This window comes from Bradyrhizobium sp. USDA 4538 (assembly GCF_024171045.1).
In the GTDB taxonomy this organism is placed as follows: Bacteria; Pseudomonadota; Alphaproteobacteria; order Rhizobiales; family Xanthobacteraceae; genus Bradyrhizobium; species Bradyrhizobium australafricanum.
On the sequence record NZ_JALJZE010000001.1, the window covers coordinates 8,603,281 to 8,627,558 of the forward strand.

Below are 24,278 nucleotides of genomic sequence, written 5' to 3' on the forward strand. Positions count from 1 at the left end.
CCCCGCGTCCAGACAAAATGCGGCAATCCCCGCAACCGGATCGTGCCGCCGGAATGCCGATCGTGTGAATCGGCCTCCTCCCGGGGACTGGCTCCGGCAGATTGTCGATGATGGCCTGGACGAGTGTCTCGTTGCGGTGCAAGAGTCCGGATGTGGCCCTTCGCGACATATTGCACCGCCGCGCCACCTCAGTCGCTAACGGGGTATAGCGGACATAGTTAGGCCGCCGTCAATCGCGCAGGGCGACGCTCGTGCCCCTGAGCGGAAATAGCCATGGGTATTTCAACGACACACGGCGGCTCTCGTTACGATACACTGCTCGTGGAACAATCTGTGGAAACCCATTTGCTGGACGACAAGGACTACGCCAAAACAACCGCTGATCGCCGAGAGCAATATAAACATTCGATGACGCATGTCGGGAGCGACAGCCGGTTTTATGCATTCTTCCTATTCTGCTTTTGCTGAGCGGTTGCGGCGGGGCGGAGCTTCAGTGCGATTCTTTAGACACGCGCGATTCAGTCGTTAAGATCGTTTCGGGCGACAGCAACAATGCGCTTGTCAGCTATGCCGCTAAGAGCTCGAGCGTGGTTGAGGCAAGAGTTAATAATGCGAGCAAAGAAGCTGAAAAATTGGCAATCTTGGAAATGGCGAGACAAGGCGCGTCATATGGGTTGGGTGCAATAAGCACGAATTCAGAAAGCAAAGATAAGCGATCAGTTACTTGTACTGGATTGTTGTATGTAACCGTTGAAGATGTGACAGCGCAAAAAGAGGTAGACTTTAAGGTAGAAGAAACTGCGGACGGCAAGATGTCCATTTCGGTAAGTCCGTTTCAATTTTGACCGATGCCACGTCACTGGCGACTACCGACGAAGTAAGCGAATGATGTAGTTTATTGGCCTATCTGAACAACGCTGCAGCCGCCGCCATGTCGGCTATCTCCGGGAAACCGGACGCCACGCGATCGTTGGGTTGACCGCTGCTTTTGACCCATCCGAGACATGCCTTCGGACGTCAAGAGTGTCTGCTCTTCGGGGTGGACCGGAAGTAATCGACCGGCGACCCAAACGACGCGATTGACCCCTTGCGGACATATCGAAATCAAAACAGACCGAAACGGCCGAGACGAGAAGCATTGCGGCTCAACTAGGGAAGTCCTTTTGTCACCGTAAAGGGATTGAACCCACGTTCCGCGAGGGCCGCCCACGAAGCTGCGCCAAGATGTGACAATCGGCAATAGTGTCGCGGCTTGGTCGGGTCGGTGTCCAACACGAACCCCGTCGGTAACGCGCGGACAGTCGTGGCATAGAACCCACCATCGGGCGACCTCTGGGATTCGATGACAGCGATCAACGATTCTGCCCTCTCAGTCCTGCCGAGCAATTTCATCAAGAGAGCCATTTGGCCCGTCCCTTCGGTCCACACACCGTCCCGGTCTTCACCGTAAGAAAAGCCTCCGCCGACACTCATTCGCTGTTCGGCGGTCGTCATTGCCGATGCAAATTTCCCGGCCGCTCCGTGAAGCGCTGTTAAAGGCCAGATCTGGGCATCCAGAGCCAAAATCGGATTATGCGTGACACCGTCTTCAGCGGTCCCTGCGGCGAAACAGGCGCACCCCGGATCCCACATCGTATTTACGAAGTACTCAGCAACCGTTGCCTTATCGCGCCAGCGCGAATCGCCTGTACGGATCGCAAGAAGGCCAAACGCGGCGGCGAGGTCGGTATTATGTTCAGTCGATTTCCATGTCCGCACTTCCGGCGTCGGTTCGTGCCCAAACGTACCGCCCGTGAAACCGCCAGTACCGCGCGTATCGGCCCATTGCGCGACCCAGGCGCCAAGCCGTGCGGCACCATCGCGGAACCGAGAGCCGGTGTTCACATCATCAATCGACAGCAACGCCAACATGGCCCATGCCATGTTACCAACATCGCTGCCCACCTGATATCGATCCTCTAACCATTTGTTCTGAGTATTGTCCCACCAGCCTGGAAGTTTGACGGGACCATTCGCCACCACACCCGCGGCGTAAGCGTTCCTGAGCCGTCCATCATGCCAGGTGCGGTCGTTGTCGATGGCCCAGAGAATCGCCGAGCCAATCCGATACGCTTTGTCTTGCTCACCGCAACCGACCAACGCGATGGCGGCTACCGCATTGTCATAGAGGTAGGCGGCGCCATGCAGAGGCCGCGATTCGACGGTCGGATAGCTGGGCAGGAACAACGGCCCTGATGGCGGTGCCTTATCAATTAGACCAGCGAGGTATCCGCACGCTGACGTTTTTGGTGCTGTTGAAGCCTGCAGTGGAGCGGAGGCCATCATGATTGCGAAAGTCGCGACGACCCAAGTGTGAAGGCAGAGCCCGCGACAACGGTAGAAGCAATAAGTGATTGGTGGCGGTAGCATTTCGCTGCCTCTCGTGTCTTTTCAACCAAGATAGACTTTTGGACATCGGGAAGAAAGCAGGTCACGATCGAGTACAAAATCGTGCCTTCATCTTCAATGGCAGCTTATGGCCCTTCTGCGAAGTATTAGCTTGCCCCGCCGAGGTCCGGTCGGGGGGTATAACGCACTCGATTTGCTCACGGTGAGTTCTTCGCATTTTGACCCCTAGCCGCTTCGAGCCGCCCTGAGGGGATCTTGGTGGTTGGGCGGGGTCAGGCAGTGTGGCATAATCCACGACGTGGACCGCTTAAGTCCATTGCTTCTTTGTCAAAGGAGAATCGTCATGTCCACGTACATGCTTCTCTGCAATTTCACCGAGCAAGGTGTTCGGACCATCAAGGAAATGCCGCAGCGTCGAGCGGCCGCCAGGGAGTTGGGCAAAAAGTTTGGCGTTGACATCAAGGCCGGCTATCTCGCCATGGGAACATATGACCTCATCATCCACACCGAGGCCGCCGACGATGAGGCCATGGCCAAGTTTCTCTTGTCGCTGGCCGCCATCGGGAACGTACGGACGACGTCGGTCAAGGTGTTCCCGGAAGCGGACGTTGACAAGATCATCGCGGGACTTGCGTAAGCTAACGCAAATCAAAACGAAGGGCAGTTGTTGGCACATAACGTCGGCCAGCGCAGCGACATGTCTGAAGTTACGGAAGACCGGAAATGACAAGCCGACCTTCAAAACAACGCTAATGACCCTGAGCAGAAATCGACAACAGTTTTAGCAGCCCTCGACAATGTGCTAGGCTGACAGCACGACGGAGCCTGTCGAACGTGGCGGCGCGGAGTTCACCCGTGCCACTGTGGGCAGGCGCCTGCGAGAGGCAACCGTGACCGAGGAGCAGGTTCAAAGGCGACTAGCGGCAATCTTGGCCGCCGACGTGGTCGGCTATTCCGCGCTCATGCAACGCGCCGAGGAAGCCACCTACGCGGAGTTTGAGCGGCTCAAGCGCGAAGTGATCGAGCCGAGGCTCTCCCGCCACAAAGGGCGACTGATCAAGACAACGGGGGACGGCGCGCTCGCCGAGTTCGCGAGCCCCCTGGCAGCCATGAGATGCGCGGTTGAGATCCAGGATCATCTCGCCTCCGGCAGCAGTCCCTTCAAGTTGCGCATCGGGCTCAATCTTGGTGACGTCATCGTTGGGCCGGACGGTGACCTCTACGGCGACGGCATCAACATTGCTGTCCGGCTGGAGGGAGCCGCCGAACCGGGCGGCATTCTGATCTCTGAAAAGGTGTACTGCGAAGTCGAAGGCAAGCTCGACGTTGGCTTCGAGGGTCGCGGCGAGCAGCAGCTCAAGAACATCGCCAAGCCGGTCCGCGCCTACGCTGTCCGCGCGGGTGCCCATGGCACGGTGACCGAGAGGTTGAGTGCGGCCCCACCACTCCCGGACAAGCCCTCTATCGCCGTGCTGCCGTTTGAGAACATGTCCGGCGATCCCGAGCAGGAGTATTTTGCGGATGGAATGGTTGAGGAGGTCATCACCGCGCTCTCGCGGTTCAAGTGGTTGTTTGTGATCGCCCGCAATTCGAGCTTTACGTTCAAAGGCAAAGCCGTCGATGTCAAGGAAGTCGGACGTAGGCTTGGCGTGCGCTACGTCCTTGAGGGGTCTGTGCGCAAGGCGTCGGGGAAAGTTCGCATCACGGGACAACTGATCGACGCGGTGACAGGTGCTCATTTATGGGCGGATCGGTTCGAGCGTGACCTAACAGACGTTTTCGCTCTTCAGGACGAAGTCGCGCTCGCTGTTGTCTCGGCCATTGAGCCAAAATTGCTTCAAACCGAAATCGCAATGGCGCAGCGGCGGCGACCAGAGAACCTCACGGCCTATGATTGTTATCTCAGAGCCATGCAACACTCTTACCCGCTGACCCGCCAAGGGTTGGCTGAAGCGATCCGGCTCACCCATCGTGCCTTGGAGCTTGACCCTCGGTTTAGCCTTGTGGCTGCGCTGGCAGGTCTCTGTCACATGAACAATGTCACCTTGGGCTATGCCATCGATCCTCAGTTGGACAGGCAGGAAGCAGTTCGGCTTTTTCGCCTGGCATTGAGCATCGACGATAGTGATCCAGACATCTTGGCATGGGCTGCCTTTATCTCGGCGTTCATGGTCGGCGATTGTGAAAGTGAGATCGAAATGGCGGACCAGGCGGTCGCGCTCAACCCAAATTCATTTCACGCATGGTTCTGCAGAGGATGGGTCTACAGAATTGCGGGGTTACCAGAGGAAGCAGTGCGTAGCTTTGAACGTGCCATACGCATGAGCCCGGTAGACCCGCTGCTACATCGGTCGTTTACTGGGATGGGGTATGCCTTTATTGAGCTTCGTCGCTTTGAGGACGCCATCGTCGCAGGGAAGAAAGCCCTTCGTCAAAACCCTACCTTTTCGGCAACTCACCGCTGTCTCGCGTCCGCCTTCGCTCATCTCGGACGCGACGCTGAGGCGCGTGAGGCGGCGGCGCGTCTGCTTGAGATCGATCCCGCCTTTACACTATCTGCGTGGATCGCTCGGGGCGGACAATCAAACGCGAAGCTGCTGATTGAGGGTCTTCGAAAAGCTGGGTTGCCCGAGTAACTGGGCTCGGCCTGCCGATGAGGCGATAGAATACACCATCAGGTTTTGCTGCGGCGCATGAGTCTGCATCTGGCCCTTCTGAGACATGCGGGACCGGCCGAACGTCCGGTTTGCGCCACAAGCGGCCCTCGCCGCCAAGTCACATTCTGCGCCCGAGCAGACATCCCGTTCTATCGTGATCCAAGAACCTCCTTGTGCAGCGCGTCTTTCTAACTGCGGCTCGCTATTCGAGCGGCATGAAGGGAGCTCCGCCTCGATTGCTGCGAACGCGGACGACAATTGCATATTTCCGCTTTTCGGAGCGCGTTTTGGGTGTCACCATGCTCGTGAAAGGACGGGAGGGCCGCCATGCGCTGGTGTGTCTCGGTCGGGGCGGTGCTTGTTGCGGGGGCGATGGTCGGAGGTGACGTTGCTGGCATTGCCGCGCCGAGCCCGAAATCTCGATTCGCCGACACCAATCACAGTGTGCAGCTCATCAATGTCGAACTCGTTATCGCCGTCGACGTCTCCTATTCGATGGATATGGACGAATTTGCCATTCAGCGCGAGGGCTATGCACAGGCCATCGTGTCGAAAGATTTCCAGCAGGCGCTGAGCGCCGTTCCGGGCAGCAAGGTGGCCGTGACCTATTTCGAGTGGTCGATGTCGGGCGACGACAAGATCATCATTCCCTGGCGCGTGATCGACGGCCCGGAATCGGCGGATGCCGTGGCCGCCGAGATCATGAAAACGCCGGTTCGCCGAGGTTCGAGTACCTCGATTTCCGGTGCGATTAATTTCGCACTGCAGCTGTTCGAAGAGAATCCGTATCGGGGGTTGCGGCGCGTCATCGACATTTCCGGCGATGGGCCGAACAACGACGGAGCCCCCGTAACCCGCGCGCGCGACGCTGCCCTGGAGAAAGGCATCATCATCAACGGCCTCCCGATCATGGTGAAGGAGCCATCCCTCTCGACGACCGATATCGAGAATCTCGATCTCTACTACGAGGACTGCGTGATCGGAGGGCCGGGCGCCTTCATCATGACGGTCAAAGATCGCGAAAAATTCCAGGAAGCGATCCGGACCAAGCTTGTTCGCGAAGTTGCGGGCCTCACGCCAGAGAGCGGGATCGTCCCAGCCGCTGAGAAAGAGCCCCGGGTGCCCTGTCTGATCGGCGAAAAAAAATCGCGGGAGCGCGGCCGGCGGTGAGTGTCGAGACGATCATTCAGAGCCGCCGGGCGAACAAACTTTAGACAGCAGTTTATCGTGGTCGCAGCCCCACGCGCCGGGACATTGGAGCTGCTAACGTCCGTTCGTGGCCTACACCGACGAAATCCCGCGCTCGTCCCGACGACGGCTGTTAAGGGGCGACCGGAAATGGCTAACGTATGGCCAAACAACGCGCCAGGCGAGCAGGCATTGGAAACTGTGCCCCAACAGGCCGTCGTCAGCATATATTTGGGCGCAAGGAGGTGCGATATGGCGACAGCAGCAACCCAAGTCGTTCTTGATACGCCGGCGCCGGTGTTCCAGCTTCCGGCCACCGACGGCAATATTTACGCACTGGACGACGTTGCGGGCGAAAAAGGCACGGTCGTCGTCTTCATCTGCAACCATTGTCCCTATGTCAAAGCGGTGATCGACCGCATGGTTTCGGACGCCCGCGTGCTGATGTCGGAGAGCATAGGCTTTGCGGCGATTTGCTCGAACGATGCGGCGAGCTATCCCGAAGACTCATTTGAGAATATGAAACGTTTCGCGAAGGCTCATGATTTTCCGTTTCCATATCTCCACGACGAGACCCAGACAGTCGCTCGGGCGTACGGGGCGGTCTGTACGCCGGACTTCTTCGGTTACAATGCCGACCGCAAGCTCAAGTATCGCGGCCGGCTCGACGAAGGGCGTACAACTCCGCCTCGCGCGGGGGCGCCCCGAGAGCTTGTCGAGGCCATGCGCGCGATTGCGACCACCGGTCTGGCGCCGGCTGACCAAAAGGCGTCTATTGGCTGCTCGATCAAATGGAAGGACGAATGAAGCCGATCCCTGTCAACAAGTTTCGTATCTGAGACCGCCGCGTGCGGCAGCAGCTGCACCATGTGCGATTTGACTAGCGGCATCACGAGGGCCCTGCGGCTGTTGCCGGGGTCGCATTGGCGCCCCTTCTCCTTCAGGTCTGTTTCCGGGGCTTTGTGTTCAGGACCACGGCGGCTCTTCGCTCGCCCCGGTTGCCTCGTGGTGGATCGTGACACCCGCCGAACGCAAGCCGCTCAACAATACCGTTCTTACAAAGGCAGGATCGAACCCAATATCCTTGGCGTTTGGTGGATGTGCCTCGCTGCCCTTCAATCGGAGCGCCAAGTGCAACTGCTCGCAAAGGTGCTGAACGACGAGATTGACCTGATCGTCAGTCATGATCTGCTTTTCCTGCTACCATTTTGCCACCCAACTAAGTAGCACACACGAAAATTGGGCGGTACGCGATTGGACCGCGGCGATAACCAGAAGCGGGAACCCCGTGTCAATCACTGGCGTTGTCCAACGGACGGTGCCGTATCCTCGAGGACCTTCGCCCGTCGCTCCGTAGGGAATAAGGTCTTCGGGGCCCGACACGGCCGACGAGGCCGCGCGGCATGTCCGCGCCTGGCCGGTTTGGGACATGCCAACCCGGATTGACTATTCCTACCGGACGTTGCGCGCCCCAAGACAGGAACTGTGGTATCCTCCATCAACGCGATGGGACGGTTCAATGAAAGCGGCTGCCCCTCGAATGGCACTTCCTCCTCGCCGGGCGCCGCGGGACAGCACAAAATGGCCCGGCATCCCCACCTCATAGGCGCGACCCGGCCCCGCGCCGACGAGGTGTCGAATTGAGTGCGCCAAGCAAGCTGGTGCGATCCGGCCGGCGAAGGACCGGCCCGAGTAAGGGGTAGCGCTCTCCCGGGTCTCGAGGAGGACCAGCATCGTGAAACGGGACTTCGACCTCATCATTTATGGCGCGACGGGTTACACCGGCCGTCTCATCGCCGAATATCTGGCGACGTCCTATCGGGGCGACGATGCTCCATCCTGGGCGATCGCGGGACGCTCGACCGACAAGCTTCAGAAGGTGCGTGCCGACATCGGCGCACCAGACGATTTGCCTTTGGTGAAGGCGAATGCCGGCGAGCCGGCCAGTTTGCGTTCGATGTGCGAGCGTGCGGCCGTGATTATCACGACGGTCGGGCCTTATCAGCTCTACGGCCCCGGGCTTGTGGCGGCCTGCGCGGCCACGGGCACTGGCTATGTCGATCTGTGCGGCGAACCGGCGTGGATGCGGCGCATGATCGACGCCCATCACGAAGAGACGAAACGGACCGGCGCGCGCATCGTCTTCTCCTGCGGCTTTGATTCCATCCCGTTCGATCTCGGCGTGCTCACGTTGCAGGAGAAGGCGCGCGAGAAATTCGGACGCCCCGCGCGGCGGGGTAAAGCCCGCCTGCGCAAGGTGAAAGGCGGAATGTCTGGCGGCACCGCGGCGAGCGCTCAGGCAACATTTGCCGCCGCCGCGCGCGATCCCGCCCTGATCCGGCTGCTGACCGATCCCTTCGCGTTGACGCCGGGGTTCACCGGGCCGTCCCAGCCGTCGGGCCTCATCCCCGAATACGACCCGAGTATGAACGTGTTGCTCGTGCCGTTCCCCATGGCGCCGGTCAACACCAAGAACGTGCACCGCACAAATTTCCTGTTGGGGCATCCCTACGGCACGGACTTCGTTTACGACGAGATGATGGTCGCGCCGGGATTGGGGGAAATTGGTCGCGTGACGACGGAGACGTTCGCCACGATGGTTTCCTTGCTCGGAACCGGCGGTCTCAAACCGGGCGCAGGCCCGGCTCGGGAAGAGCGCGAGAAGGGCTTCTACGACATCCTCTTCCTGGGCGAGCAGCCGGATGGCCGACGGGTCGAGGCGGTCGTCACGGGCGACCGCGATCCGGGCTACGGCTCGACCAGCAAGATGATCGCCGAGAGCGCTCTCTGCCTCGTGCGCGCCGTGCAGGGCCAAGGCGGCATCTGGACGCCGGGCGCGCTGATGGGTCCGGTGTTGCGCGAGCGTCTGAGGGAGCGCGCCGGCCTCACCTTCCGCGTGCGTTGAGGTAAGACTCAGAACTGCAGCGCGTGCTGGATTACGCGGATCGTAACCAACGAAAGCGCGGACTGGCGTCCGCGACCTCAAATGCGGTTCAATGGCCGCTTTCGGCCCGTTTGAGACATCCCCTCTGGCTCTGAGAATGTTCGATTATCGGGACAGCGACGAGCTCCATCGCAAGGTTTCACGATGAAGAAGGTAATCAACTCAGCACCGTCGCGCCGCCACTTTTTGCGGCTGACGTCCATGGCCGCGGCATCAGCTCTGACTCCAACGGTGTTGTGGGCCGAGCACCACGAAGCAGCGGATTCGGCCACGTCCCAAGCCGTGCCCGCACGCATCGCCACGTTCGAGGAGGTATGGCGGACCGTGCGAGACCGGTTCTACGATCCGCACCTGCACGGGCTCGATTGGTCGGCGGTCCGGGAACGTTACTTGCCGGACGCCACGCGGGCGAGCTCCGAAGAGGCGCTGGCCGGCGTCATCAATAGCATGCTCTCTGAGCTGCATGCTTCGCACACCCGTTACTACACACCGTACGAACCAGAGTACTACCAGCTTTCCGATATTTTTGCCGGTGCGTTAAGGCGGCGCGGACTGGAACGCGTTTTTCCGAGTGGCCGTATCTCCTATCCCGGCATTGGCGTCCTCTCGCGTCTCGACATGCAGGGCCGCAGCCTGATCACCGGTGTCATAGAAGGAACGCCGGCGCAGCAAGCCGGCCTGTTCGCTGGCGATGTGATGGTGTTCGCCGATGGCGCTCCGTTTGAGCCGGTACAGTCGTTCCGAGGCAAGGTCGGCAAGGAAGTTGTGCTGGGACTGCGTCGTGCCGGCGCGTTTATGCAACTATCGGTCACCCCGGTTGAAATTGAGCCCAACAAAATGTTCTTGGACGGCTTGAAGGCCAGTGCCCGCATAATACCTGCCAACGGCCGACGGATCGGCTACGTTCATGTCTGGTGCTACGCTGGCTCCGCGTATCAGCGGACGCTCGAGCATCTTCTATCGCAGAGCCCGCTGAACGACGCCGACGCGCTGATCTGGGACCTGCGCGATGGCTGGGGCGGCGCGATTCCCGGGTATCTTGATTTGTTCAACACACGAGCGCCGACGATGCGGGTCACTGATCGCAATGGCGCCAGCGAGCTCGGGAACGTGAAGTGGCGCAAGCCTGTCGCCATGCTGGTCAACGGTGGCACCCGCAGCGGCAAGGAGATCCTGGCCTATGGCTTCAAGAAATATCGGCTCGGCGAGGTCATCGGTAGCCGGACCGAGGGGGCTGTCCTCGCTGCAACGGCATTCCTCATTGACCGCGGCTTGCTGTTGCTCGCGGTCGCGGACGTGCAAGTGGACGGCGAGCGGTTGGAAGGCGTTGGCGTCGCACCCACGATCGAGATCCAGGCCGACCCGGCCTCCATGGGTCTAGGTGATCCTCAACTGAATCGTGCAATCGCAGTCCTATCCGTGGCCTGATCCTCGGGAGGCAGCCCTGCCAGCTCTGACCCTGATCCGCGAGGACTGGACGCCACAAAATGAAGTGCTGCGTTACTTGCTAGAGCATTCGCTCCCACGATAGCCAGGCTAGAGTTAGTCCGCTCGTGGCCCCTGTGAGACGTTCGGGGCCAGCCGAATGTCCGGTTTACGCCAAAAGCAGCCCTCCCCGCCAGGTCTCATTTTGACCCGAACCGGAAGTCTATTGATCTAAATCAACGGTACGTAGTGGGGTGGATTTTTTATCGGATGTCGATTGCGCGCGAATGAGCCAGATCACTCTGAGCCCACTCGCAAGCGCCAGCTAATTTTGCAGCCCGGTCGTTCGCCTTATGCGCCGCGCGGCATTGACTGTCATCTGTGCCGCTGTCCGGACGCTCCTCGCGAACCAAGGAGGATGGCATGAATAATCAAGCCACTCTGACGCGCCGCGATACATTGCTCGCAGCCACCGCACTCGCGGCTTTATCAACGCTGGTATCCGAACCACCGGCAAATGCCCAACAAGCGGCGCCATCAACTGGCGGAGCTTCATACACATTTGAACATGGCTTCCCTACCAAGAACGCTGCGCAACGCGCCCGTGACGACGCGGACTTCCAGCGCGCCATGACAGCCTACCGCTTTTGGTACCCCACAGTTTCAGCGGAGGGCATTTTCAACGGTATTCGAGAGGTGGGCATAAAAGACAATGAGGACATGATAATACAGGTAACTGAACCGCATCATGTGATGTTCACTCCCAACTCCGACACACCTTACGGTCTTGCCGTCATCGATGTAAAGGAAGAGCCTTACGTCATCGAAGTGCCGCCCGGCCCGTTCATAGGATTGGCCGACAATCACCATCAGGGCTGGATACTCGATATGGGGTTGCCTGGCCCTGCGGGCGACAAAGGCGGCAAACATCTCATCGTTCCGCCAGACTACAAAGGACAGGTGCCTGCCGGGTATTTCACCGGCACCTCGACCTCGTTCAAGGTCATAGCGGCTTTTCGATCTCTGCCGATAGGAGGCGATGTTAGAGCAGCGACGGACGGTCCGCTCTCGACCGCCGCCGATCCGAAGCCGCTCAGGATTGTCGATGTCACCGACAAGGCGGTTGATGGCACCTGTCTCCGATGGGAGGACAACATTCAATACTGGCAGAAGCTGCATGAAGTGATCGATGCCGAACCTCTGGTGCCAATCTTTCTTCCGATGTACGGCGAGCTTGCCGCGCTCGGCATCGAAAAGGGAAAGCCGTTCGCACCGGACACCCGAATGAAGGTGATCCTCGAAAACGCCGCGAAAGCGGGTCGCGACCAGTTGCTGGTGTCTGCGTTCGACAGTGACCGTCCAGATCGGCTGGCTTGGCCAGACCGCAAGTGGGAATGGGCAGGACTTGTACCGGGGAGCGCGCAGTTCGAGACCAAGAGCGGAGTAGATCTTGAAGCACGTGACCGCTGGTTCGCGCAGGCGATTGTGACTTCGCCCGCGATGTTCCGCCGTACGGTTGGAGCAGGCTCGCTTTACTGGCTTGGTAATCGCGATGCGAGCGGTGCCTTTGTAGAGGGCGGCAAGACATACAAGCTGACCGTGCCACTTCCGGTGCCCGGCAATCTTTTTTGGTCAGTCACGATTTACGACGCAACCACCCGCTCCGAAGTTCAAACCGCACAAAAGAAAGCCGCACTAAGATCACTGTTCGAACTGAAGGAAACCGGCAACGCGAAATCCGTTGACCTGTACTTCGGCCCGCAAGCGCCTGCCGGTCAGGAGGGGCGATGGATACAGACGACACCCGGCAGAGGCTGGTTCGCGTATTTCCGCATTTACGGCCCACAAGGGCCTGCGTTCGACGGCAGTTGGAAGCCGGGGGATTTTGAAGAGGCGCAAGTTAGCGGTGGCAGCGGTACCGTTGGCCGTCAGTGAACTCGGATAAGCCTATTCGCGAAAACGGAGTTGACTGATCCGCCCGATTTTGATGGCGGCGCTTGCAAGCGACATGATGGCAGGCCCGATGGCTGGGTCAACCGAACGGAGGACGTTATGATCAATCATGATGCAATCACCCGACGCGACACCCTGCTCGGCGCAACAACACTCGTAGCTCTCGGCCTCACGAGCATCGTCAGGAGCGCCCCGGCACGCGCACAGGCACCGACTGTCGGTGTCGGCATCGCACCGTCGGCAAGCGCACTTCCAAACATGCCGAAACGCAATCCTTGGCTCGCCGATAGCGTTTACCCGCAATCCCATTTCAATCCCGGCGCAACTGATTCCGTCCTTCATGCCGGGCCGGCCAGGGGGCGCCCGTTGACGGTTGCCGACGTGAAGACAGTGCCCCTCGTCTTTGTCTCCAATCCCACGGTGAAAAAGGTAGGCAACGAGACGATCATCATCGCCGCAACAGATACCGAGATCAAAAAGATCAACGCGACCGGCACCTCCCTGCAGCTGGTGTCGTCTATCCCGGTCCCGGGTCTCGAAGCAGTGGCCGCAAAGGGCACGCCGGAAGCCATCGCCGCGGTGCTGGCCGAAGCCGACGCCGCTGCGCGTGCCAAGGACGAGTCGAAGATTGTCGCCTTGGCCAAAACGATGGCCGGGTTGGGATTCAGCTACGAAACGATCCCCTACGGCGTTTACAACCTGATCGACAGGGACGGCTTCAACTACGCGGCTTATGACCTCAAGATTGTCAAGACGACAGACGACAACGATCCGAAGGCACCGCTGCGCGTCGCGAAGGTAAAGGACTTTACGGCGGATATTCCGGCGGAGCTGAAACAGAGCATCACGTCTTTCACGGCTCTGAATATGACCTACGACGGCTACATCGCCGCCGCAGCGCGAGGCGGCATGTTGCTGGTTGACCGTGACCTGAACACCAAAGCGATTATCCCGTTTGCCGGAGAGGCGGTGGAGAACGGTATCTGCGTCGATGAGACCGGTGTCTATGTCGTCACCTCCAGGCGCATGCTCAAGATCGTGTGGACCGGCGCCAAGCTGTCTTACGACGAGGCCGACGGAGGATGGCAGTCCGAGTACAACACGATGACGCACGAAGAGGCGGTCGCGGCAGGCGCCTTGACCCAATCCGGTGGCTCCGGGACGACGCCGACGCTAATGGGCTTCGGCGACGACCCTGACAAGCTCGTGATCATTGCCGACGGAGATCGCGACGGCACCCATGTCGTCGCCTTCTGGCGCGACAAGATTCCGGATGGCTTCCAGCAGAAGCCCGGTACGAAGTCGCGGCGCATCGCGGATCAGATTCGCACCGACATTTCTAAGGTCACCATCGAGCCTTCGCCGAACGTGCTCGGCTATGGGACCATGGTGCTCAACTGCCGCTACCCGCAGCCCGTCCCCGGCACAATCTACGAAAACGCCATGACCGCCGGTCTGACGCGCCCAGCCCCGATGGGCGCCCAGAAGTTCACCTGGAACACGCGAACGAAGTCGTTCGAGAAGGCCTGGATCAACAGGGAGGTCGACAACTCGGACGTCATGGTGCCGGTCGTCTCCGCGGCCACCAACATGGTGTACGCCGCAACAAAAACGAACGGCCGCTACGAATACGTGGGTCTCGACTGGGACACGGGCGAAATCAAAGCACGCTGGCCGTTCCCGGACGATAGCCGACAATGGAACGCCTATGGCGGCATCACAACCATACTCGAAAACGGCGATCTTCTGATCGGAGGGCTCTTCGCCTTGAAGCGGGTCACGGTGGGATAAGCGTGCATGGTGGCTCCTAAACCCCGTATGCGGGGCTGTTCAGCGCTCCCGCGAACCATGAGGACGTCATGATCGATCATACGGGGATTACCCGACGCGACGCACTGCTTGGCGCCACAACGGTCGCAGCAATAGGCGCCGGCTTCGTCGGGACTGCGCCGGCACACGCACAGTCGCCAAGCCCAGCCGAAACGCAAGCCATCGCAAAAGACGCCTATATCTTCGGCTTTCCGCTCGTCGACAACTACCGCATCCAATATTCGTACTTCGTGGACCGCGGCGGGCATGAATACAAGGCACCGTGGAATCAACTGTTCAACAACGCGCGGGTCTATACGCCCGACGACAAGGCTATCCAGACCCCAAACTCGGACACGCCGTATTCCTATGTTGGCGCTGACCTCAGAGCCGAGCCGCTGGTGTTCACGGTGCCGGCTGTCGAAAAGGGCCGCTACTATTCGCTGCAATTCATCGACATGTACACCTTCAACTTCGCCTATGTTGGCAGCCGCGCGACCGGTAACAATGCAGGCTCGTACTTGCTGGTGGGACCGAATTGGAAGGGAGAGAAGCCGGCGGGCGTGAAGGACGTTCTGCGCTCCGAAACCGAGTTCGCATTCATTCTCTATCGGACGCAGCTTTTCAATCCGGCCGACATCGAGAACGTAAAGAAGATCCAAGCTGGCTACCGGGTGCAGCCGCTCTCCAGCTTCCTCGGCCGACCGGCTGCGTCTGCGCCGAATGTGGACTTCGTGAAACCATTGACGCCAGATCAGCAGCGAACCTCATTGGAGTTTTTCAAAATACTCAACTTCGTCCTGCAATTCTGTGCGATCCATCCGAGCGAACGAGAGTTGATGGCCCGGTTTGCAAAGATTGGCATCGAGGCCGGCAAACCGTTCGAACTGAACGCGATATCACCCGAGCAGAGGAAAGCATTCGAAGACGGGATAGTGGACGCCTGGCAGACGTTCAACAGCTTCAAAAAGAACGAGATCGATACCGGCAAACTGAACAGTGGCGACCTGACCGGATCGCGCGAAGCCCTGGGAAACAACTACCTCCGTCGCATGGGCGGAACTGTGGTCGGCATCTACGGCAACTCCAAAGAAGAAGCGATTTATCCGCTCTATTTTGTCGATGCGGAGGGCAACACGCCGAACGGCGCGAAGCACTACACCCTTCGTTTTGCGAAGGATCAATTGCCGCCGGTCAACTCCTTCTGGTCGGTCACGATGTACGAGATGCCGGCGAGCCTCCTGGTCGCGAATCCGCTCAACCGCTATCTGATCAACTCGCCGATGTTGCCCGACCTGAAGCGCGATAGCGACGGCGGCCTCACGATCTACGTCCAACAGGAACCGCCGGGCAAAGACAAGGAATCAAACTGGCTGCCCGCGCCAAAGGGTCCGTTCTTCATGGCGATGCGTCTCTATTGGCCAAAGCCGGAAGCGTTGGATGGCCGATGGAAGGCCCCACCTCTGACGAGAGCGAGCTGATATGCGATTTCCGTTATTGGCCCTTGTGCGACATGGCTCTCTGGCCGAGAGTCCGCTTTGCGCCAAGAGCTGCCTTCCTTCAACTGAGGCTTTGGCCCACCGAGCTCCGACCTTTCTGCACGCTGCAGTGCGCCACAATACTCACCTAGCTGAATCAGGATGAAAGTCTGACCCCGATCAGGTTAAGTGGAAGTCACAACTTTGGAGAGTGTCCGGCGATGAAAGGAAGCGGAGAACTGCCCCACCCAAACCTACGCCAAGCCACGCGGTAGCAGCTGTTCCCACTACTCCCACTCAATCGTCCCCGGCGGCTTGCTGGTCACGTCGTACACCACGCGGTTCACGCCCTTCACCTCGTTGATGATGCGCGTCGCGGTCTCGGCGAGGAACTTCATGTCGAACTGGTAGAAGTCGGCGGTCATGCCGTCGGTCGAGGTGACGGCGCGCAGACCAACGACGTATTCGTAGGTGCGGCCGTCGCCCATCACGCCGACGGTCTTGACCGGCAGCAGCACCGCGAAGGCCTGCCAGATCGCATCGTAGAGGCCGTGCTTGCGGATCTGGTCGATATAGACCGCGTCCGCATTGCGCAGGATGTCGAGCTTTTCCCTGGTGATATCGCCGGGGCAGCGGATGGCGAGGCCGGGGCCCGGGAACGGGTGGCGGCCGACGAACACTTCGGGCAGGCCGAGCTCGCGGCCGAGCGCGCGCACCTCGTCCTTGAACAATTCGCGCAGCGGCTCCACCAGCTTCATGTTCATGCGGGCCGGAAGGCCGCCGACATTGTGGTGCGACTTGATGGTCACCGACGGGCCGCCGGTGAACGAGACGCTCTCGATCACGTCGGGATAGAGCGTGCCCTGCGCCAAAAATTCGGCGCCGCCGATCTTCTTGGCTTCCGCCTCGAACACGTCGATGAACAAGCGCCCGATGGTCTTGCGCTTCACCTCGGGATCGGTGACGCCCTCGAGCTCGCCCAGGAACTCCTTCGACGCGTCCACATGGACCAGCGGGATGTTGTAGTGGTTGCGGAACAGGTCGACGACGGTCTTGGCCTCGTCGAGCCGCAGCAGGCCGTGATCGACGAACACGCAGGTGAGCTGGTCGCCGATCGCCTCGTGGATCAGCACCGCCGCCACCGCAGAATCGACGCCGCCGGACAGGCCGCAGATCACCTTGCCCTTGCCGACCTGGGCGCGGATCTTCTCGATCGCCTCCTCGCGGAACGCCCGCATGGTCCAGTCGCCGGTCAGCCCCGCGACCTTGCGCACGAAGTTGCGCAAGAGCTTGGCGCCGTCGGGCGTGTGCACCACCTCGGGATGGAACATCAGGCCGTAATATTTGCGCGTCTCGTCCTGGATGATCGCGAACGGCGCGTTCGGCGAGGTGCCGGCGACGGAGAAGCCGGGCGGCATCTTTGTGATGCGGTCGCCATGGCTCATCCACACCTGGTGTTTTTCGCCGTGGCCCCAGATGCCGTCGAACAGCTGGCTGTCGGTCTTCACCTCGACATCGGCACGGCCGAACTCGCGGTGGTGCCCGCCCTCGACCTCGCCGCCGAGCTGGGCCGCGAGCGTCATCTGGCCGTAGCAGATGCCGAGCACGGGAACGCCCGACTCGAAGATCAGCTGCGGCGCCCGCGGCGATCCGGTCTCGTGCACCGATTCCGGACCGCCGGAGAGGATCACCGCCTTCGGCTTCATCTCCTTGAAGGCGGCCTCCGCCTTCTGGAACGGCACGATCTCGGAATAGACGCCCATCTCGCGGACGCGGCGGGCGATCAGTTGCGTCACCTGGCTGCCGAAATCGACAATCAGAATCTTGTCATGCGCCGAGGCCACGGAGGGCGTCGACGGTGCTTGAACTGTGTCTTGGGCTGTGTGCTGGGCTGTCATGGCAAGCAGATACGCGACGGCGACCGCCCCTGCAACCGCGCTCGAAGGGGCGCCCACATTCTTCTTTGGGCATGGACAAATCCATATAGGTCAGTATTATTGACCTAATTTGGTCATAAGCCACATGGAGGAAACCAATGCCGGATTTTCACGAGCCATCGCGCCTTGCCGCGCTCGGCCGCGACTGGATCGCCGCCTGGAACGCGCGCGATCTCGAGCGGGTGCTGGCGATGTATTCCGAGGATACCGAAATGACCTCGGACCGGATCCCGCCGCTCGGCTTCGGCGCGTCAGGCACCGTTCGCGGCAAGGTGAGCTTGCGGGCCTATTGGAGCACGGCGCTGGCGAAATTGCCCGAGCTGCATTTCGAGCTGATCGACCTCTATGTCTCGCCCGACAGCGTCGTCGTGTTCTACCAGAACGAACGCGGCAAGAAGATCTGCGAGTATTTGCAGCTGGATGCCGAGGGCAAGATCAGACAAGGCTCGGCGAACCATCTGGTGGGGTGAGACGCTGCGGCATCCAGTCATCCGTCACCCTGAGGAGCGCGCTCTTGCGCGCGTCTCGAAGGGCGACGGCCCGGCTCCAACCCATCCTTCGAGGCCCGCCGAGCGCTGCTGCCGCACCGCTCGACGCGCACCTCAGGATGACGCCGGTGGATAGGATACAGAAGCGAAAGACGCGACGTCAGGAACCACGCGCATGAAAATCCCGCCCCTGCCCTTCACTGTCACCGACTGGAGCAACATCGAGCCTTCAGTGCATCCCGGCGAGACCGGACAGGCGCTGTGGCGCACGCTCAACATCGGCGGGCTGCGGGTGCGGATGGTGGAATATTCGCCCGGCTATCTCGCCGATCACTGGTGCGATCGCGGCCATGTGCTCTACGTCGTCGCGGGCGAGCTCGACACCGAGCTGCGCGACGGCCGCAAATTCACGCTGAAGCCGGGCATGAGCTACCAGGTCTCCGACTTCGGCGACGCCGCGCACCGTTCGTCGACGAAGACGGGTGCGACGCTGTTCATCGTGGATTGATCACACGTCGTCCGTCACCCCCGCGCAAAGGCTTCGCCTTTGTCGCTGGAGGAGCGCGTAGCGCGTCTCGAAGGGCGACGGCCCGGCTCCATCCCCGTCATTGCGAGCATAGCGAAGCAATCCATCGTGCCGCTTGCCGAGACACGGATTGCTTCGTCGCTTCGCTCCTCGCAATGACGTGGAGAGAGTCCGCCCTTCGCTCACCGCCTCCGCGCCGCGACCTTCCTCACCTTCGTATCCGCCCAGCCCAGCGGCTTGCCGCTCTTCGACGGCAGCACGAGTTGCCCGACCGCCTGGCCGGCCTGGTCGAGCAGCACCGAATGCGGCTCGCCGCGCGCAAAGAGATGCGCCTCGCCCCATTGCCGCAAGCCGACCACGATCGGGAACAGGTCGTGGCCCCGCCTGGTCAGCACATATTCCTGATAGGCGCTGCCGTCGGAGGCTGCGACCTGCTCGAGCACGCCGAGCTCGACCAGCGTGCGCAGCCGCGTCGTCAGCATGCCCTTGGCGATGCCGAGATTCTTCTGGAAGTCGCCGAACCGGCGCAGGCCGTCGAACGCGTCGCGCACGATCAGGAGCGACCACCAGTCGCCGATCGCATCCAGCGCGCGCGCCACCGGGCATTCCGCTTTCGCAAATGCGGTCCGCTTCATCGCGCTCCGCCTCCCTCGATCACGATTCCGAACTGGTCTTAAAATAGGACTAGACAGCGTCCGGCGCAACTGGTCTCATGATGAGACCAGACGGCGAATTGCAGCGGAGGCAAGATGACGAACCAGACCATGGCTGAGGCCCGGCCGGCCGAGGACCATCGCAAGACAAACGACAAGCCCAACCACACCACGGCTCGCGCTCTGTCTCCCGCCGTCGTGCTGCTGTTCGCCGTCGCCTGCGGGCTGAGCGTCGCCAACATCTATTTCGCGCAGCCGCTGCTGGACACCATGGCGCAGGATCTCTCCATCACGCCGGCGGTGATCGGCGGCGTCGTGACGCTGACCCAGGTCGGCTACGCCTTCGGCCTGATGCTGATCGTGCCGCTCGGCGACCTCTGGGACCGCCGCAGGCTGATCGTCGGCCAGACCGTGCTGTCGGCGATCGCGCTGACCATCGTCGGCAGCGCGCCGAACGCCGCGGTGCTGCTTGCCGGCATGGTGCTGGTCGGGCTGCTCGCCGTCGTGATCCAGGTGCTGGTCGCCTACGTCGCGACGCTGGCGGCGCCGGCCGACCGCGGCCGCACCATCGGCACCGTCACTAGCGGCGTGGTTTCGGGCATTCTGCTGGCACGTTTTGCCGCCGGCGTGCTGGCCGATCTCGGCGGCTGGCGCGTGGTCTACCTCACCTCGGCCGCGCTGACGCTGGTGCTGGCGGCGCTGTTGGCGCGCGCACTGCCGCGGCATGCACCGCAGCCGATGGCCGGATCGTCCTACGCAAAGCTGCTGCGCTCGACGCTCGCGCTGTTCGTCGAGGAGCAGGTCTTGCGCGAACGCGCGGTGTTCGCGCTCTTGATCTTCGCGAGCTTCAGCGTGTTCTGGAGCTCCGTCGTGCTGCCGCTCGCCGCACCCCCGCTCTCGTTGTCGCACACGACCATCGGCATGCTCGGAATCGCGGGCCTCGCCGGCGCGCTGGCGGCGCGCAATTCCGGCCAGCTCGCCGATCGTGGCTGGGGGCAGCGCACCACCGGCTTGTCGCTGCTCTTGATGCTCGCCGGCTGGGTGCCGATCGCCTGCCTCAACACCTCGCTATGGCTGGTCGTGGCCGGCATCCTGATGATCGACTTCGCGGTGCAGGCGATCCATGTCACCAACCAGAGCCTGATCGTCGCCGCACGCCCCGACGCGGCGAGCCGGCTGGTCGGCGGATACATGGTGTTCTATTCGATCGGAACGGGTTTTGGCGCGATCAGTTCGACAATGGCCTATGCCGGCGCCGGCTGGCCCGGCGTCTGCGTGCTGGGTGCCGCGATCAGCGCCTGCGCGCTGCTGTACTGGGTCATCGTGGTGAGCCGGACGCCGGCGGCAGTTGGTGCGGCGTATGATTGCGGGCACTCATGACGTGGATTTCGTCATTCCGGGGCAATGCGTAAGCATTGAACCCGGAACCTCGGGATTCCGGGTTCGTCCTACGGACGCCCCGGAATGACGATCGCTGTTACGCCTTCCTCAGCACCGAGACGAAGAACCCATCCGTGCCGGTGCGGCGTGGCGTCATCAGCAGGCCTTCCGCTGACTGCAGCGCAGCCTCGACAAAGGCTTCGGCCTTGTCCCACAGCACCGCTGCGGTCTGCTCCGGCGGCTGCACGGAAAACTCCGGATGCCGCGCGATGAAGGCCCTGACCTGCTCGCCGTTCTCGTCCGAGAGCACCGAGCAGGTGATGTAGGCGATCCGGCCGCCGCCCTTCACCAGCGGCGCGGCGCGCTCCAGCACCTCGGCCTGGTCCTTCAGCCGCACCTCGAGCGCGCCGGGGCGCATGCGCCATTTGGCGTCCGGATTGCGGCGCCAGGTACCGGTGCCGGTGCACGGCGCGTCGATCAGCACGAGGTCGGCGGACGCCTTGATGTCCGACAGCACCTCCTCCTCGCCGCGCGGCGTACGCACATCGCAATTATGCACGCCGGCGCGCGACAGCCGCTCATGGATCGGCGCGAGCTGCCGCTTGTCGCTGTCGGTCGCGATCAGCCGGCCCTTGCCCTGCATCATCGCCGCCACCGCCAGCGTCTTGCCGCCGGCGCCGGCGCAGAGGTCGATCACCTGCTCGCCCGGCTTGGCCGCCGAGAATAGCGCGGCGAGCTGCGAGCCCTCGTCCTGGACCTCGATGGCGCCCTTGATGAAATCCTCCTCGGCATGGATGCCCGGATTGCGCGCGTCGGCGCCGAGCTCGATGCGCAGGCCGAGCGACGACCACGGCGTTTCCCTGGCGCCGAGATGCGACAGCCGCGGCAGCACCTTCTCGCGCTTGCCGCGCAGCGTGTTGACGCGCAGATCGAGCGGCGCGCGGCTCGCCATCGCGGTCGCTTCCGCCGCGCGGTCGTCGCCGAATACCTTTGCCAGATGCGGATCGAGCCAGTCCGGATAGTCGCCCGCGACATGCGCCGGCGCATCCCTGAGCGAGCGCGAGGCCAATGCGGCCTCCTCGGTCGCGGTCAGCGGATCCGGCGCGAACCGGCCGCCGTCGCACAGCGCCTGGATCGTGGCGATGTCCATGCCGCGTTCGAGCTTGAGCATGCCGAGCACGCGCGACCGGGCGCTGGCGTCATCCATCAACCAGGCCGAGGAGGATTGCCGACGCAGCACGTCCCAGATCAGGCCGGAGATCGCGGCGCGATCGCCGGAGCCGGCATAACGGTGCGCGGTGCCCCATTCCTTCAGCGCTTTCGCCGCGGGAATGCGCTGTGCGTCGATGGTGGCGATCAGCTCGATCGCGGCGGAAAGCCGGGCAGCGGGGGTCATTGATCTCTTTCGGTTGGGCGCATCAGATCAGCAGCAGCAGTCTGAGCGCGAAATACAGCCACATGGCCGCCAGCACCAGCGCGCCGGCGAACCAGACGAGCGAGCGCGGCCGCACGTCGTTGGAGGTGACGAATACGCCGGCATGGGCAAACCGCGTCACCACGAACACCCAGGACATCAGCACGATGAACAGATCGGCACGGCGCAGCGGCAGCGCAATAGCGATCAGGACATAGAACAGGATCGGCAGCTCGAACTGATTGGCGAAGCCGTTGCCGAACTTGGTGGCCTGGGCCGGCCAGTTCGGCTCGCGCAGCGCGATGTCGGCGATCTTGGTCTCGCCGCTCGTCAGCGCCCTTGTACGCGTCGTCGCCATGGCGAACAACAGCGCGAAGGTGAGCCCGATCTGGATGAAGACCGGCAGCAGAACCATTTGAACCGACATCAAAATCTCCCTCAGCCGCGGGCGCCCGGCCGCCCTCTTAGCCGCCACCGCCGCCCAACACAATGAAGCGTGCGCGGTAACCCGTTGAACCGTGATCCGAGCCCGGGTGACCAACTCCCAAGACCAATGGCGGTTTCAGCCCCTCACGGTTGGCCCGATCAGCATCATCACCCTGATCCTCGACAGCGCGGCCCCGGGAAGCGGTGTGCCCGGTGACGGCGGGCTCGCCGGCGTCGGTGCGGCAACTGGCGATCAGCGGCCGCCCAAAAGGCGCCAAACCAAACAACACATCAAACAGGGCTTCAAACGAGGCATCGAACAAGACGGCGAAATCGTCATCGTTCCGACTTCGCGCCGACCTATGCTCCGGCCGAAAGGAGCGATGCATGCCCCAATTTCGCCTGACACAGATCTCCGACACCCATCTCGCGCGCCGCTTCAAGCCGCTGATCGACAACTTTCATCGCGTCAGCGAGCACATCGACGCGACGCGTCCCGATCTCGTGCTCAACTCCGGCGACGTCTCGTTCGACGGGCCGACCAGCCGCGACGACCTCGCATTCGCAAAGGAGCTGCACAACGCGCTGCCGGTCGATTGTCTCTATCTGCCGGGCAATCACGACATCGGCGACAATCCGACCGCGGTGGGCGCGCCACCGACGCAACTGCCGACCGAGGAGACGCGCGACGCCTTCACCTCGGTGCTCGGCGAGGACCGCTGGCATTTCGACGCTGCCGGCTGGTGCTTCATCGGGCTGAATTCACTGATCATGAACACCGGCCTCGACAGCGAGGCCGAGCAGTTCGACTGGCTCGCAGGCGCGCTCGACAAGGCGGTCGGCAGGCCGGTCGCGCTGTTCCTGCACAAGCCGCTCTATCTCGACCTGCCCTACGATGCCGAGCGCGCCGAGACCGCGATCCGGTTCGTGCCGCAACCGGCGCGCCGCCGCCTGATCGAGATGTTCGGCAAGGTCGATTGGCGCCTGGTCGGCAGCGGCCATGTGCACCAGCGTCGCGACTATACGTTCGAGCATGTCAGACACATCTGGGCGCCCTCGGCCGGCTTCATCATCTCCGACGCGCGGCAGGAGGTGATCGGCATCAAGGAAACCGGTCTCGTCGAATACCGCTTCCAGCCCGACAGTTTCGAGGTCCGCCACGTCAGGGCGAAGGGCCAGGTCGATGTCGACCTGGACATGCTGCTCGGCAAGCAGCCGGCCTGAGCCGCGTCAGCTCCGCGCCGCGTCGTGCAGGTCCTGCTTGATCACGGTGAGCAGCGCCTGCAGCGAGTCCCTGTCGGGCTGTGGTGCCGCCGGCGCGGGGCGTGCGCGAGCTACGTGCGGCATGAAGCGGACCGGCGTCGTGTCCGGCTGCTCCTCGACGAATTTTCCATGCAGGACGTCGTCGCGGCGGCCCATGACGAACATCGTCGCCCAATAGCCGACGGCGAGGAGAATGACCCCGACAACAATAGCTTCAAAAATCATGGCTACACCTGAAATATAGCCATATTGAATCAACTGCTGCGGGTCTCCGTCAAGCAAATGGGGGCCGAAAGGCCCCCAAATCCCCGCCATTGTGGCGCATTTGATACTTTGTTGCGCGGAATGG

General features: G+C 61.7%; 23 protein-coding genes. 15 read left to right on the plus strand and 8 right to left on the minus strand.

Annotation, left to right across the window (positions count from 1 at the left end):
• Positions 1 to 273: 273 nt before the first annotated feature.
• The gene (locus J2R78_RS39750; protein WP_253609069.1) at positions 274 to 468 is read left to right on the plus strand and encodes a hypothetical protein; all 195 of its coding nucleotides are present in this window, start codon (positions 274 to 276) and stop codon (positions 466 to 468) included.
• 119 nt (positions 469 to 587) lie between these two features.
• Positions 588 to 845, plus strand: a complete 258-nt coding sequence (locus tag J2R78_RS39755; protein ID WP_253609070.1) for a hypothetical protein — start codon at positions 588 to 590, stop codon at positions 843 to 845.
• A 304-nt stretch (positions 846 to 1,149) separates the two neighbouring features.
• Here J2R78_RS39755 and J2R78_RS39760 read toward each other — a convergent pair whose 3' ends face one another.
• The gene (locus tag J2R78_RS39760) at positions 1,150 to 2,226 is read right to left on the minus strand and encodes a hypothetical protein (protein WP_253609071.1); all 1,077 of its coding nucleotides are present in this window, start codon (positions 2,224 to 2,226) and stop codon (positions 1,150 to 1,152) included.
• A gap of 505 nt (positions 2,227 to 2,731) precedes the next feature.
• Between J2R78_RS39760 and J2R78_RS39765 the strand changes: the two genes are divergently transcribed.
• The 4 genes from J2R78_RS39765 (at position 2,732) to J2R78_RS39780 (ending at position 7,040) form a co-directional block, all read left to right on the plus strand.
• Positions 2,732 to 3,025, plus strand: a complete 294-nt coding sequence (locus J2R78_RS39765) for a GYD domain-containing protein (protein ID WP_025575282.1) — start codon at positions 2,732 to 2,734, stop codon at positions 3,023 to 3,025.
• Positions 3,026 to 3,278: 253 nt separating this feature from the next.
• Positions 3,279 to 5,024 (plus strand): adenylate/guanylate cyclase domain-containing protein, encoded by a 1,746-nt coding sequence (locus tag J2R78_RS39770; protein ID WP_253609072.1) that lies wholly within the window; start codon positions 3,279 to 3,281, stop codon positions 5,022 to 5,024.
• Between the two features lie 348 nt (positions 5,025 to 5,372).
• On the plus strand, positions 5,373 to 6,215 hold the full coding sequence (locus J2R78_RS39775; RefSeq protein ID WP_253609073.1) for a DUF1194 domain-containing protein: 843 nt from the start codon (positions 5,373 to 5,375) through the stop codon (positions 6,213 to 6,215).
• A gap of 270 nt (positions 6,216 to 6,485) precedes the next feature.
• The gene (locus J2R78_RS39780; protein ID WP_253609074.1) at positions 6,486 to 7,040 is read left to right on the plus strand and encodes a thioredoxin family protein; all 555 of its coding nucleotides are present in this window, start codon (positions 6,486 to 6,488) and stop codon (positions 7,038 to 7,040) included.
• Between the two features lie 159 nt (positions 7,041 to 7,199).
• On the opposite strand, the gene J2R78_RS39785 is transcribed toward J2R78_RS39780, so the two are convergent.
• Positions 7,200 to 7,418 (minus strand): hypothetical protein, encoded by a 219-nt coding sequence (locus tag J2R78_RS39785; protein ID WP_253609075.1) that lies wholly within the window; start codon positions 7,416 to 7,418, stop codon positions 7,200 to 7,202.
• A 550-nt stretch (positions 7,419 to 7,968) separates the two neighbouring features.
• Between J2R78_RS39785 and J2R78_RS39790 the strand changes: the two genes are divergently transcribed.
• From J2R78_RS39790 to J2R78_RS39810, 5 genes are all read left to right on the plus strand, one after another.
• The gene (locus J2R78_RS39790; protein WP_253609076.1) at positions 7,969 to 9,138 is read left to right on the plus strand and encodes a trans-acting enoyl reductase family protein; all 1,170 of its coding nucleotides are present in this window, start codon (positions 7,969 to 7,971) and stop codon (positions 9,136 to 9,138) included.
• 183 nt (positions 9,139 to 9,321) lie between these two features.
• The gene (locus J2R78_RS39795; protein WP_253609077.1) at positions 9,322 to 10,605 is read left to right on the plus strand and encodes a S41 family peptidase; all 1,284 of its coding nucleotides are present in this window, start codon (positions 9,322 to 9,324) and stop codon (positions 10,603 to 10,605) included.
• 420 nt (positions 10,606 to 11,025) lie between these two features.
• On the plus strand, positions 11,026 to 12,537 hold the full coding sequence (locus tag J2R78_RS39800; RefSeq protein ID WP_253609078.1) for a DUF1254 domain-containing protein: 1,512 nt from the start codon (positions 11,026 to 11,028) through the stop codon (positions 12,535 to 12,537).
• Between the two features lie 117 nt (positions 12,538 to 12,654).
• Entirely contained in the window at positions 12,655 to 14,346 is a 1,692-nt protein-coding gene (locus tag J2R78_RS39805) for a hypothetical protein (RefSeq protein ID WP_253609079.1), read from the plus strand.
• Positions 14,347 to 14,414: 68 nt separating this feature from the next.
• Positions 14,415 to 15,845 (plus strand): DUF1254 domain-containing protein, encoded by a 1,431-nt coding sequence (locus J2R78_RS39810; RefSeq protein ID WP_253609080.1) that lies wholly within the window; start codon positions 14,415 to 14,417, stop codon positions 15,843 to 15,845.
• Positions 15,846 to 16,129: 284 nt separating this feature from the next.
• Here J2R78_RS39810 and guaA read toward each other — a convergent pair whose 3' ends face one another.
• Entirely contained in the window at positions 16,130 to 17,740 is a 1,611-nt protein-coding gene (gene guaA, locus J2R78_RS39815) for a glutamine-hydrolyzing GMP synthase (protein WP_256558738.1), read from the minus strand.
• Positions 17,741 to 17,877: 137 nt separating this feature from the next.
• On the opposite strand from guaA, the gene J2R78_RS39820 reads away from it, so the two are divergent.
• Positions 17,878 to 18,249 carry a nuclear transport factor 2 family protein gene (locus J2R78_RS39820; RefSeq protein WP_253609082.1) on the plus strand — a complete coding sequence of 124 codons (372 nt, stop codon included), beginning with the start codon at positions 17,878 to 17,880 and terminating at the stop codon, positions 18,247 to 18,249.
• A gap of 193 nt (positions 18,250 to 18,442) precedes the next feature.
• Positions 18,443 to 18,775, plus strand: coding sequence for a DHCW motif cupin fold protein (locus J2R78_RS39825; RefSeq protein WP_253609083.1), 333 nt, complete (start codon positions 18,443 to 18,445; stop codon positions 18,773 to 18,775).
• 200 nt (positions 18,776 to 18,975) lie between these two features.
• Here the strand turns inward: J2R78_RS39825 and J2R78_RS39830 are convergent, their stop codons facing one another.
• Positions 18,976 to 19,428: a helix-turn-helix domain-containing protein gene (locus J2R78_RS39830; RefSeq protein WP_253609084.1), complete on the minus strand. Its 453-nt coding sequence runs from the start codon at positions 19,426 to 19,428 to the stop codon at positions 18,976 to 18,978.
• A 114-nt stretch (positions 19,429 to 19,542) separates the two neighbouring features.
• Between J2R78_RS39830 and J2R78_RS39835 the strand changes: the two genes are divergently transcribed.
• Positions 19,543 to 20,826 carry an MFS transporter gene (locus J2R78_RS39835; RefSeq protein WP_253609085.1) on the plus strand — a complete coding sequence of 428 codons (1,284 nt, stop codon included), beginning with the start codon at positions 19,543 to 19,545 and terminating at the stop codon, positions 20,824 to 20,826.
• A 97-nt stretch (positions 20,827 to 20,923) separates the two neighbouring features.
• Here the strand turns inward: J2R78_RS39835 and J2R78_RS39840 are convergent, their stop codons facing one another.
• From J2R78_RS39840 to J2R78_RS39850, 3 genes are read right to left on the minus strand one after another with little or no spacing between them, the layout of a single operon-like run.
• Positions 20,924 to 22,222: an RsmB/NOP family class I SAM-dependent RNA methyltransferase gene (locus tag J2R78_RS39840; protein ID WP_253609086.1), complete on the minus strand. Its 1,299-nt coding sequence runs from the start codon at positions 22,220 to 22,222 to the stop codon at positions 20,924 to 20,926.
• Positions 22,223 to 22,244: 22 nt separating this feature from the next.
• Entirely contained in the window at positions 22,245 to 22,667 is a 423-nt protein-coding gene (locus tag J2R78_RS39845) for an MAPEG family protein (RefSeq protein WP_253609087.1), read from the minus strand.
• 37 nt (positions 22,668 to 22,704) lie between these two features.
• On the minus strand, positions 22,705 to 22,989 hold the full coding sequence (locus J2R78_RS39850) for a hypothetical protein (protein ID WP_253609088.1): 285 nt from the start codon (positions 22,987 to 22,989) through the stop codon (positions 22,705 to 22,707).
• Between the two features lie 64 nt (positions 22,990 to 23,053).
• Between J2R78_RS39850 and J2R78_RS39855 the strand changes: the two genes are divergently transcribed.
• The gene (locus J2R78_RS39855) at positions 23,054 to 23,890 is read left to right on the plus strand and encodes a metallophosphoesterase (RefSeq protein WP_253609089.1); all 837 of its coding nucleotides are present in this window, start codon (positions 23,054 to 23,056) and stop codon (positions 23,888 to 23,890) included.
• A 6-nt stretch (positions 23,891 to 23,896) separates the two neighbouring features.
• Here the strand turns inward: J2R78_RS39855 and J2R78_RS39860 are convergent, their stop codons facing one another.
• Positions 23,897 to 24,154, minus strand: a complete 258-nt coding sequence (locus tag J2R78_RS39860; protein ID WP_168855744.1) for a hypothetical protein — start codon at positions 24,152 to 24,154, stop codon at positions 23,897 to 23,899.
• Between the last annotated feature and the right edge of the window lie 124 nt (positions 24,155 to 24,278).